Below are 12516 nucleotides of genomic sequence, written 5' to 3'. Positions count from 1 at the left end.
GGCTGGTGGCCAGCCCCTTGTCACTCCGTTAACTTTGAGTTTGCAGGTTCAGTACATTGGTTTCCTTGGCGCTTTTTAGCAGCAGAGCACCTACGGTCAGTACCACGCCGCCACAGAACAAGAATGCCATGCGACCCCAGAATGGATTTGGTATCAGTACCATAGCTGTTACCAACACACCGAAGATTAAGATGAGCTTACCAAGCATGCTGCGCTGCTGGCGGTCGACCGCATCTTGTCCTTCTTCCTCGATAACCGGCGTTGCCACATCCGTCCAAAACTCGTTAAGTTCGGTTTTACGCTCGCCTTGTGGCTCTTTGTAGAACTTAGTGGTTAGGCAGAAGAAACCGCCGGTGAACACAAGGTGACCGATGATGCCATTCATGACCGTCAAGTCTGACGCCTCACGACTGGTGAAGCCGCCCTCGATACCTAGAAGATTTGCGATGACATCTGGTGTGATGACAAAACTCACCATGTAAGAGACCACCATACCGACTGCTAGCGTAGCCCAAGCGGCCCAATCTGGCGTCTTCTTAATAAACATGCCGAAGAACAGAGGAACTAGGATAGGCATTTGTAGCAATGTACTTACGTACATCATGGCATCAAATAGGCTCAATCCACGAAGCGAGTTGATGAACAGAGCAACTGCGATAATCAGCGCGCCAAACACCATAGTGACACCTTGGCTGACACGCATCAGTTTCTTCTCAGATGCATTCTTATTAATAATAGGGCTGTAGAAGTTGCGAACAAATACCCCAGCGTTGCGGTTAAGACCTGAGTCCATTGAAGACATGGTTGCCGCAAATACCGCAGACATAAGTAAGCCAACCATACCCACTGGCATGACGCGCTCAACGAACACCAGATATACCGCATCCGCTGCTTTGCCGCCAAGCGCGTCAGCGTGGGCTAGTGCTGCATCAGGATAAAGAACTGCGGTCACCCATGGAGGCATGAACCAAATCGCAGGACCGATTAACATAAGAACGAAGGCTAGAAGCGCTGCTTTACGCGCATTGGTCGAATCTTTAGCCGTCAAGAATCTGTATGAGTCTTGCATGTTGTTGATGTTTTGAAGCTGCTTAACAAACATGAAGATGAACCAGGCTACGAACAGTAACGGGTAGTTCATGTTTGGCCCCATAACAGAGTCTGCTGGGAACTGCTCGATTAAGTTACTTGGACCGCCGATCTTGATGAGAGCAGCAACGGCACATACAACGGTGACCGCCATAATGACGACCATTTGCACAAAGTCAGACGCCACCACACCCCAAGAACCACCGATCACGGAAATAAATAGAACAATTAGGCCGGTAATGACGATGGTCGTTTCGATGTCGATATTAAAGACCGCACTTACAAATAGCGCCAGGCCGTTAAGCCAAATACCGGTGTAAACGATGCTGGTTGGCATGGTTGCCCATGTAAATACCTGCTCGTTTGTGGTACCAAAGCGGCGACGAACCCCTTCTACTGGTGTCACAACGCGCATTTGACGGAAGCGGTAGGAGAAAAACAGCCAAGACAGCAAAAAGCCAAATGCATTGGCCATGAAAATAACCATGATAGGGAAGCCATCAGTAAAGGCTTTACCTGCTGCCCCAGTGAATGTCCAAGCACTGAACTGGGTCATGAAGGCTGTAGAACCCACCATCCACCACAGCATTTTGCCGCCCCCGCGAAAGTAATCACTGGTCGAGCTACCCGCTAGACGTTTGAATATGACACCTACAGCGATCATGAAGACGAAGTAGACACCGACAACAACAATGTCAATATTCATTACACTTACCTCTAAAATGAAATTGCTTAAATCAAAAATTAAAACACTGGTTCATTATTGCTTTAAGTGTGTTGCTATTGCTAAAAAACTGTGCATTTTTGTGATGAATGAAACGGTTTTTCATTTTTTTAGATTGTGCTTGGCTTTTTGTCATGAGGTTTCATCAGCGCTTTGTTGGCTTCTCGTCTTCGTTAAGGTGCCTTGCATGTCGATCTAGTCACCTAGCCCCAAGCTTTGGAGAACCGCGGGCTATCGCCTTCAGGCCATGTTGAAAAGGCACCTAGACCGTTTGTTTGGAGTACCTATGACAATATCAGCAACCATCATTCATGCGTGTTGCGCATTTTTTGATCGCGTTAACACAAAATCATATCTCCAGAAATAATTAGTTACACAGGTCACATTATGACCTAAACGGCCTTTATAAAAACGTCATTTATCAAATAATGAAACAGAGTTTTAAAAAATGATTTTAGATTAGAGAGAAAATGTGAAAGGAGTTCAGAATGAATGTCGATATGCTCGTCGTGGGCGTTTACTTTATCTTTATGATAGCGATAGGCGTCATCTTTAAACGCTTCGCGGGTAGTTCTACCAGTGACTACTTTAGAGGCGGCGGTAAAATGCTCTGGTGGATGGTCGGCTCAACAGCCTTTATGACCCAGTTTAGTGCGTGGACCTTTACTGGAGCTGCAGGTAAAGCGTTTACCGATGGCTTCCCTATCATGGTCGTATTTATGGCCAACGCATTTGGCTTCCTACTTTCTTGGTTGTTCTTCTCATATCGTTTCCGCCAAATGCGTGTTGTAACACCGATTGAAGGCGTTCGTCGTCGTTTTGGTGGCACCAATGAGCAGGTATTTACATGGGCAACGATGCCAACCAGCATTGTCTACACCGGTATTTGGTTAAACGGTCTAGCCCTGTTTGTAAGTGCGGTATTTAAAGTAGATATCGAGACAACTATTGTTGTTACTGGCTTGATTGTTCTATTTATTTCCGTAATTGGCGGCGCTTGGGGCGTTGTGGCATCTGACTTTGTTCAGATGGTGGTCATCATGGCAGTAACCGTGGTGTGTGCGGTTGCAGCCTTAGTTAAGATTGGTGGTCCAACCAACCTTATCGAGCAGTTCCCTGCCGATTCAATCATGGGCTCAGACATGAACTATTCACTGCTGTTCGTGGCATGGTTCATCTTCATGTTTGTTAAGCAGCTCCAAAACATCAACAACATGCAAGACTCTTATCGCTTCCTTACGGCTAAAGATTCGACCAATGCGCGCAAAGCAGCACTACTGGCGTTTGTTCTTATGCTGATTGGTCCGGCTATTTGGTTCTTGCCACCTTGGGTAACGGCGGTGATGTACCCAGATGCAGCCACGGTTCATGCGGCAGAGCTGGGTAAAAAAGCAGCGGATGCGGTTTACCTAGTGTTCGTTGAGAATGCGATGCCTGTTGGTATGGTGGGCCTACTTATGTCAGCGGTATTTGCGGCGACCATGTCTTCTATGGACTCTGGCCTTAACCGTAACTCCGGTATCTTTGTTCGCAACTTCTACGCGCCAATCCTGGATAAAAAGGCTGACGACAAGAAACTGATGCGTGTGAGCCAAATCGTCACTATGTGTTTTGGTGGTCTGATTATTCTCGTCGCACTGTTCATCAACTCACTCCGTGGATTGAGCCTATTTGATGCCATGATGTACGTGAGTACATTGCTACAAATGCCTATCCTAGTACCGCTGTTCTTCGGTATCTTCATCAAGAAGACGCCAGATTGGGCAGCGTGGGCAACACTGGTCGTCGGTATCATCGTTTCTTACCTTGTTAGCTTTGTGATTACTGCTGATGTGGTAGCTAACTGGCTGAACCTAGATACGCCATTTACTGGTCGTGAAGCGAAAGATCTTAAGGTTCTACTGGGCATCATGGGTCACCTATTCATCACTGGTGGTTTCTTCTGTCTAACAACTCGATTCTACAAAGAGCCAGTGGGTGAGCGCGAGTCTGAGCTAACTGAGTTCTGGAATGATGTTGCTACTCCAGTTGTAGAAGAAGCTGGTCAAGACGAGCTGGATCGTCAACAGCGCAACATGCTAGGCAAACTAATCCTTGTGTTCGGTGTGCTAGTGACGCTAATGGTGCTCATCCCGAACCCATTCTGGGGACGCATGGCCTTTGTCTTCTGTGGTGCGGTGATTGTTACAGTAGGTAGTTTGCTTCTTAAGAGTGCAAAACAAGCGGATAAGCTAACAGCTAGTACCGCTACATAATCTGATTAACCCCCATTGAGGAGCTACGCAGTTCACAGTAGCTCCTTTTTTAACCATTAACCAAAAGAAAAAATCTAAAACACGGAAGGGAGATCCAATCGTGAAAATGAACGTGAACACACTCGCCATACTGATACCTCTAACACTATATAGCGCTTCTGGTCTTTCTGCTCCAGGTTATAAACAAGGCGCAACGTTACCTACGACATTTCAAAACACTATTTACGCGGCTGATCATGGCGTTATCGCAGATGATGGCATCGATGACTCTGCAGCACTGCAAGCCATAATTGACAATGATGTGGCTGCTTCCACAAGTCAAAACACGGTGATTGTATTGCCAGAGGGCATAATCAACCTGAGCGATGAAATCCATATCGATAAGTCAGGGTTGGTTATCAAAGGGGCAGGGAGCGATCCTGCCACGGGTACGCAAATTGTCGTCAGATCTTGGTCACCTTATGGTGTGGATGCCAGTAACGCGCCTGACTTTGATAAGAAATACTGGCCTGGTTTTGGCGTATTTCGTGTCGAAACTCGAGAGAAGCATGTTAAAGAACCTGCTTACGAAGGGAGCGTCAACTTTCACTGGAAACACAGTATTGAGTTTTCACAACCAGCCAAAATGGGTGACACCACTATTTTCTTAGAGTCCGGGAAAGCTCGCGAGTTTAGTCAAGGCGACCTCATCTACGTAGGCGCAGCAAGTGACAAAGCGTTTTTGGACAAGGGACAAGTGCCAGAATCGAGAAGAAGTGGTAGTCACTTGAAAACGGGTCATATGCGTACACAGATTTTTAAAGTGGCGGCAGTGAATACTGGCAATAATACCGTCACACTTGATGGCGCTCTAGAGTTCGATATCCCGCTAAACAATGAAAGTGGTTATAACAGCCGTGTTATGCCTGTCAGTGCGGTAGAAAACTTTGGCCTCCAGGACTTCTTCCTGACCATGGATACAAAAGGCAGTCATTGTGAAGGCTACAACCGCAACCAGTTTTCGGCGAGTAACCCCAATGGGGTCTTATATCGGTATGAGAATGTATGTGCACAAGATGCAATTCACGGCATCATTCTCAAGTGGGCATACAATGGCTGGGTTGATAATGTTCGCATCGACATGATTGGTTCACACCCTATTGTTAGTGAGTTTGCGAAAGCGGTCACTATCTCTAATAACATGATTGACGGTTCGTGGAATAAAGGTGCTGGTGGCAATGGCTACGTTCGTGGCTCCAAGTTGTACAACAGCTGGATTCACAATAACGATATACGCAACATTCGACACCTAGCCCTCCAGTGGTCTGCGACTGGAAATGTCGTTGAGCATAATACACTCAATGTTGATATGAACTTTCATGGGGGTTGGGAGCGCAACAATCTAGTGCGTTCGAATGACATTGCAGTGCCGTATGAGCATCGTAGTTGGTCGAACGGGGCGCCAGAGTCGGGGGCAACGTGGCAACCTATTTGGGTTGGGTCAGGCGACCATGCAAGTAAGTGGTCAGGACCAACAGGACCCAACAATGTTCTAGTTAACAATACGCTGAAGAAGGCAAAGAGTTCGGGAGACAGTATCACTCGCTGGGGACTGTTTGATGAGCCGGATGTGGAGTATGCGCTCAACTGGGATGGCAGCAATTACCAACATCTCAATATTAATGGAGAGCCGATAGCGACTTGGAATCAAACATTGGCAGAAGGCGTGCATCAACAGATACCAACCTCTGGTGTTAGTGTTGCGGGAGGTTCTTGGCCTCCGGAGGGGTTTGATCCAGAAGAGCCGGTTGATCCCGTTGATCCTCCCGTATCTGAAGGGTGTGATGCCGTAACCCAATACAGCTGGGGGCAGAAAATGGAGTTGGATCTATCCCAAGCAGCCTGTTTAGCGATTGATAGAGATCTCGCAGGGAAAAACGTACAAGTATGGGATAGTGATGCAAATAGTCACTGTGATTTTAGGGGAACGTTATCCAGTGTTGATGGTAGCGGTTCAATGAGCGTGACATCAAACTATATCAGCGGAAACACTCTCACTGGCAAAGTAGTGAAATTTAGTTCAAGCAACAATTGCCAGTACGTAAAATTTAGATCTTATTAGAACTAATTTACATAAAGTAATATAAAAAGGGATCATAATGAGCCCTTTTTATATTTATAGTGACAGGAATTAGTCATGGATTAATAAATTTGACCGAAGTCACAATTATCACTATTAATATATATCTAATTTAATAAAATGATCATGATCTACTTTTTAAACCGATGTTTCATTTATCATTATTTCAGTTTTGATAAGGAGGTTTATGATGATAAATAAAAGTGTGATTGCTATTTCACTCGCCCTGTCCTGGGGAGCAGTAGCGGGTGATTTCGACTTTATTTCATATGATTCAGCTGCGCTTGAATATAACAAGCAACATCTAACGATGAAACAAGGCTCTATAGATACATTAGTTGAAAAAGCAGAGCAGGCGCTCAATGCCGAAATCGATCCGGTGACGAACAAAACTCTATTACCAGCCAGTGGTGACAAACACGATTACTTTAGCTTTGGCCCATATTGGTGGCCGAACCCAGATACTGAAGATGGCTTACCTTATGTGCGCCGTGATGGTGAATATAATATGGCCACTAAAAGCGCAGCAACGGATAAGCAGCGTTTTATCCGCTTTGCCAAAGATGTGACAGACCTGAGTCTCGCTTATTACTTCACGGATAATCAAGCATATGCAGACAAAGCGAAAGCGCAGCTTATAGCATGGTTTGTTGATCCAAAAACACGAATGAACCCTAACCTCAACCATGCTCAAGCTATCCCTGGAATTGTTGATGGGCGTGGTATTGGCATTATTGATAGTCGCTTACTTATCCCTGTGCTGGATAGTATCAACATCTTACAAGAGCAACTGGATCCGAAAGACTATCAGGCCATGGTTACCTGGTTTAGTGACTTTAACCAATGGCTTCTAACCAGTAATCATGGTTTCGAAGAGGACAATTGGCACAACAATCATGGTACGTGGTATGACGCACAAGTGGCTGCTTTTGCCATTTTTGTAGGGCAAGAAGATATTGCGAAACAGCGCTTGAGAATCACCCAAATGCGCCGAATCGGCAGTCAATTTGATATGCATGGTCGTCAACATGGAGAGCTAGAACGGACTCGCCCGTGGCATTATTCAAACTTCAACCTAGAAGCCTACAGTCATCTTGGTCATTTTGGAGACAAGCTTGGCATCGACGTTTGGAATTATGAAGTTGATAAGCACTCTTTAGCAAAAGGTTATCAATATATCGCTAAACATGCTAATCAACCGGATAAGTGGCAATACAAAGAGTTAAAAGGCTTTGATGGTTCAAAAGCCTATGTGAATTTACTTTATGCGCAGAAAGCATATGGTGAGCCGGTATTTATCGACGCTATTTCTGAGCTGAGTAAAGAAAAAGTAAATAGCAAAAAAGTTGCAAATCTATTATTCAAATAAAAGGAATTAAACTGTGTCTAAGGTTTATAAAATAGCTACAACTGCGGTTGTGGCATTGGTTGCTAGTGCCTCTATTTCTGCGGCATCTCTCGATTTTCGTCAAGAATATAAACATGAAAGTGAAACATATGCTAGTCGCGTGAAGCTTGGGGCTGGCGTTGGGAATATGTATTTTGGCGTTGAAGCGATGCAGAAGGGGAAACCATTTTCAGAATGGCAATCGAAAGGCAACGAATTCGACTTCGGCTACAAATACAAAATTGATGACAATTGGATGCTTATACCGGGTATGCCAATTACGTTCTTCCCTGGTCACGTGACCTATAAACCTCAGCTTCGCGCTCAGTACTCTTTTGATTCCGGGGTTGTAACTAAGCTTCGCTACCGTCATGAGTTCCGTAACTTCTCTGATGATCGTTCTTCTGAACAGAAGAGCAAAGTCACGGCGAACCTTGATTACAAATACAATGGGTTTCAGTTTGGCCTAGAAGCGAACTATGAGAAAGGCTTGGATGACCAAGTGCTATTCGACAACGGTGACACCAACTGGGACGCATTGTTCAAACTTGGCTATAAAGGCGAAGACTGGAGTTGGCGCCCATATGTTGAGTTCGCCAATGTGTCGGTATCGAGCGCTTCAAGCGATCGTCAGCTACGAAGCCGTATCGGCGTTACTTATAGCTTCTAGAGATCTACTGTAACTGATGGTCCGCATGGCCACACTAGATTGTTAGTGTGGCCATTTTTTATAGTGAGGGATTATGACATTGATAAAAAAGGGCGCACTGCTGCTGATTACAGCGATGTTGGGTATCGCGTTGATTGTGTTTGTCAGCTTGGATTCAATAAAAGAATCTTTAGTCGAAACCAAAAAGCATGAGGTGGCCTCGCTACTCTCGTTTGCGAAGAAGCAAGCATCGGATGCCATTTTGCAAAGCCGCTCTCCAGAAGAGGCTGAGCAACGCGTTATTGCGGTGCTGTCTACCTATCGCTTGGGTAACGCTTACATTTGGGCGAATGACCATAATGCTATGGCTCGCGTGCATGTGCGTGACGAAAAATTGGGAACCTTCCAAAGCTCTTATGCTCGGCATGTAAACCTGCTGAAGGATAAGGAGTTCAATTATGTTGTCGGCGAGGTGAGCAAGCCAAACTCGTCGGAAAAAGTGACCAAGGTGAGTGCGATTACGATGATCCCAGAGCTGAAGTGGGTGATGGGGCTTGGGATATATATGGACGATGTTGACGAAAGTTATCAGCAGCTTGTAACGCGTCTTTTGATCTACAGCGGCGGTATCTTAATGGTGATATTGTTGATAATCGGTCTCATTGCGCGCAGTATTTATCGTTCTGTAGGTGGTGAGCCGAGTACCGTAGTTTCGTTAACGAAGCGGATAGCAGATGGGCACTTAGCTCAATCTTTTGCTCGGTCAGTTCCACGAGGCAGCATTCTAGAGTCGGTTCGCCAGATGCAGGCTTCATTGAAGCGGTTTGTCGATAAAATCAGTTCGGTTGCGGTGATGATCAATCAGTCTACCGATAGTTTAGATCGTAATGTCGCGGCAACAACGGAGAGTTTGGGTCAAATCCGCTCGATTTCAGATGACACTCTCAACTCTATGAAGGCTCTTGAACTCAGTATCGAGGAAATCAATATAGGTATTGATAAGGCACAATCGAATAGTTTGCAGTCTCAATCATTGTCTGAGGAGGGAGTAGAGGCAATTCAATCTATGGAAGGCTCGGTGGAGGACATCCGTGCTAGTCTAGATGGTTCACTGCACAGTTTTGGTCTGTTAGCAGCAAAATACGAGCAGATAACAGGGGTTGTAGAGGTGATTCAAGGTATCGCTGAACAGACCAACCTGTTAGCTCTCAATGCAGCCATTGAAGCAGCGAGAGCGGGCGATCAAGGGCGTGGTTTTGCTGTGGTCGCTGATGAGGTTCGAAGTCTAGCGGCTAGGACGTCGGATGCAACGGTGGAAATCTCTAAAATGAGTGAGCATATTTTGTCGGAGTCGGAACATGTTTCCAATGACTTGAGAGGGCTACTTGAAAAAATCTCGCAAAGCGAGGCCAAATCTGAACAGGTTGGTGTGATTTTCAGTCAAGTGAAGCAAGGTGCGAGTGATGTTCAGAGTATTGTCGCTGATTTAAAACAGTCGACAAAAAATGAGTTGGCGATTTCTGAGCAGGTTTATCTATTCATTGAGCAACTGCTCAACGTTCAAGAAGCAAACTTGAATCGAATTGAGCAGTTTTCATTGAGCTCCGTCGAACTCAAGCGGCTATCCGACGACCTACAATCTAACAGTCATGGATTTGAGAAGAGCGTATAGCGGCACGTTAAAAAACAGCGACGCTGCATTTTTAGGTCGATAAATTACCTCACTGAGCGGACGATGACATAGCTTTAGCCTTTTGACTTGCGCTAAAAATAGCTCCGCACATCCTAGTGCATCACTGGCCGCTGAGTGAGCGTAATAATCAGGTAAATTATAATGTTGCCGCAGGTCATCGAGCTGAAAGCTGGAATGTCCTCGATTTTTCCCTAAGTAGCTAAATCGTTTCTCAAGCAATAAGGTGTCCACCATGTAACAAGGTAGCCTTTCAATTTGGTAGCGCCTTTTGAGGTATGACGACAAAAAGCCATACTCAATACCTGCGCTGTGGGCAATGATGGTTTTACCTCGAAGATGTTCGATCAATCGATCGAGCGCAAGCTCAGCTTCTACGCCTTGTTCTCGAACTTGCGTTGGCATAATTTCATGAACGACGGCGCTTTCCGGGCGAATAGTCACATCTTGTCGCAAAATCACTTCACTGACACTGGTTAAATCAATCTCTTCGTAGTTTAACTCCACCGTTCCAATAGACAGGATCCTATCAGAGTCTGGTTCTAGCCCCGTTGTTTCAAAATCTAGGGCAACAAATTGTTGCTCAGACACAGGGCGCTGTGCATTGGGGAGAGGGTGGGCAAAGTAATGCTCAAGTGCATGAGAAGGCCAGTGTTTGGCTTGCATGGATTGGTGCAGAGCTTCGATGTTATCGCCTTTCGAGAAGAGCTTTTGTAGGGTTTTGGCCAACATATTAGAACCCGCTTAAAAATTTGAGTTTAGCGACATCCTGCAGCTCACTAATGATCTTGAACGCATCTTTTAGGTGCTTGCGTTCAAAGCTGCTGAACTCATCAGGGCGGATGTTGTTATCTGGGGTATCGCCACGCACTTGGGCGTTGAGTTGGTGTCTAAACCGAACCTGCATCAGAAAGCGGTAAGCGCCAATGATGTTATCGCAACTGTCTTGAGACAATGTACCTTGCTCCACTGCATACCGAAAACGCTCTTCTGTTCCTGTCAAAGAGCCTCCAGCGGCTAGGCTATAAATGCGAGCGAGGTCGATAATCAGGTTCAAGGCAAACTTTTTGATGTTGAGTGACTTAGTGTTGTCTCCGCTTTTCTCAAGAACCAGACTGTTGAAAATGCCAAGTGGTGGTGAGGTTTCGATGGCGTCACGTGTCAGCGCTGGGATAAAGCGAGGGTTTGCATGAATGGTCTGGTGTAGGTGGTTTTGAAGCGTATCGACAAGTTCTGCATTCCCGTAGACACAGCGTATCTCCATGAAGACACTGATACTGAGCAGTTTGTTGTACTCAGGACTGGCTACCCATTTCGTGTAGTAGTCTTTCCAGCGACTTACATTCTGATTCCACTTGGCTGTAGCAGCCATGTATTTACCGCTGCATAAAGGGTAGCCAACGGCCGCGAGTCCGTTACACACGCGCATGGCAAAGTAGGCGAAGTAGAATCGGTCATTCTCGGTTGCATCTTCTGCAAGAACCAAAGCATTGTCTTGATCTGACAGCATATGCACTTCGTTTCTAGCATGAGATCCCGCCACCATCCATGCATAATCACAAGGCGGTGGCCCGAGCACTTCTTCGGTTAGTTGGATGATTCGCCTATTGAATGCATCCATGATCATCGACATGACCTGGCCATGAATCTCGGCACTCACGCCACTTTCGACTAAGGCTTGGAAAATGGTTTCCTTTTCATCTCGAAGATTCGCAAGGGCGCTTATCGAGTTCGCGTATTTGATCTTTTCAATCAGAAATAGCGACTGAGTTCGATGGTTGTGAACTAAGTGAGTGGTGGTCAACAAGCCCTTTACTTCGTGATTGGCAATGACGGGCAGGCAGCGAATATTGTATTGCAGCATAAGCGAAATCGCTTGAATTACTTTGTCTTCGCTGTTTATCAAGATTGGATTGCGAGTCATGACTTCATGTATCGGTTGATGGGTATCCACACCTTTGGCAACAACATGTTGTGTCATATCTCGGTCCGTGACTAATCCAACGATTTCGCTCCCTTTTAGTACCACGGCACATGAACTGCGGCGTTTGCCACACATGGCTTTGGCGACCTCGATGATTGAGTCGTCATAGTCAGAGACGGTGATATTTTCGCTAGCGACTTCACCAACAGTCCGAAAAAACAGGCTTTTGTCTTCTTTATTGACGATCGAGCGTATCGCAGAGTGTAAACGTGTTTTGGCCGTAGCCGCAAAGAAGTCTTTTATCTCGGGATGCTGTTCGCACGTTTCTTGGATGTTAGCGTGCGGTATGAGGTAAAGCAGCGAGTCTTCAATCGCTTCAGCTCGGTAGCCATCTTCGGCTTCTTTAAGCGGCTCTAGGAAAGTAAATCCAAATTGATCTTCCTCTCCAAGCCGAGCTCGTAACTTATTGATCTGGGTTCGCTGCTCAATAGCACCCTTTCGAATCACATAGAGGTAACGCTTCTCGCACATGGAATGAAATTCAATGCTTTCCCCTTTGGCGAGGTATTTGACGGTCACCGCGCTGGCCAGCGATTCAACGACGGGTTTTGGAAGAAGATCGAAAGGATCGAGATGAATCAAGAAATCAAGAATATTGTTTGAAGCTGAGGTTCCCATA

General features: G+C 45.9%; 8 protein-coding genes. 5 read left to right on the top strand and 3 right to left on the bottom strand.

Features of this window, described 5'->3' with window-relative positions; all coding sequences use genetic code 11:
* Positions 1 to 28 precede the first annotated feature (28 nt).
* Positions 29 to 1795 carry a sodium:solute symporter family protein gene (locus AAA946_RS22415; RefSeq protein ID WP_338166959.1) on the bottom strand — a complete coding sequence of 589 codons (1767 nt, stop codon included), beginning with the start codon at positions 1793 to 1795 and terminating at the stop codon, positions 29 to 31.
* Positions 1796 to 2301: 506 nt separating this feature from the next.
* Between AAA946_RS22415 and AAA946_RS22410 the strand changes: the two genes are divergently transcribed.
* The 5 genes from AAA946_RS22410 to AAA946_RS22390 all read left to right on the top strand — a co-directional run bounded on the left by AAA946_RS22410 (position 2302) and on the right by AAA946_RS22390 (position 9895).
* Positions 2302 to 4068: a sodium:solute symporter family protein gene (locus tag AAA946_RS22410; protein WP_338166958.1), complete on the top strand. Its 1767-nt coding sequence runs from the start codon at positions 2302 to 2304 to the stop codon at positions 4066 to 4068.
* 100 nt (positions 4069 to 4168) lie between these two features.
* Positions 4169 to 6169, top strand: a complete 2001-nt coding sequence (locus AAA946_RS22405) for a hypothetical protein (RefSeq protein WP_338166957.1) — start codon at positions 4169 to 4171, stop codon at positions 6167 to 6169.
* 205 nt (positions 6170 to 6374) lie between these two features.
* Entirely contained in the window at positions 6375 to 7556 is a 1182-nt protein-coding gene (locus tag AAA946_RS22400; protein ID WP_338166956.1) for an alginate lyase family protein, read from the top strand.
* A gap of 13 nt (positions 7557 to 7569) precedes the next feature.
* Positions 7570 to 8244: an oligogalacturonate-specific porin KdgM family protein gene (locus AAA946_RS22395; protein ID WP_338166955.1), complete on the top strand. Its 675-nt coding sequence runs from the start codon at positions 7570 to 7572 to the stop codon at positions 8242 to 8244.
* A 73-nt stretch (positions 8245 to 8317) separates the two neighbouring features.
* A complete protein-coding gene (locus AAA946_RS22390; RefSeq protein ID WP_338166954.1) occupies positions 8318 to 9895 on the top strand; it encodes a methyl-accepting chemotaxis protein in 1578 nt (525 codons plus the stop codon).
* Here AAA946_RS22390 and AAA946_RS22385 read toward each other — a convergent pair.
* Entirely contained in the window at positions 9857 to 10645 is a 789-nt protein-coding gene (locus tag AAA946_RS22385; protein ID WP_338166953.1) for a 3'-5' exonuclease, read from the bottom strand. The two genes, AAA946_RS22390 and AAA946_RS22385, sit on opposite strands and share 39 nt — an antisense overlap.
* A gap of 1 nt (position 10646) precedes the next feature.
* A complete protein-coding gene (locus tag AAA946_RS22380) occupies positions 10647 to 12515 on the bottom strand; it encodes a DUF294 nucleotidyltransferase-like domain-containing protein (RefSeq protein WP_338166952.1) in 1869 nt (622 codons plus the stop codon).
* Position 12516 lies beyond the last annotated feature (1 nt).

The organism is Vibrio sp. 10N (assembly GCF_036245475.1).
Lineage (GTDB): Bacteria > Pseudomonadota > Gammaproteobacteria > Enterobacterales > Vibrionaceae > Vibrio.
The sequence above is the reverse complement of the archived record's forward strand: the minus strand, read 5'-3'. Positions and strand labels throughout refer to the sequence as shown.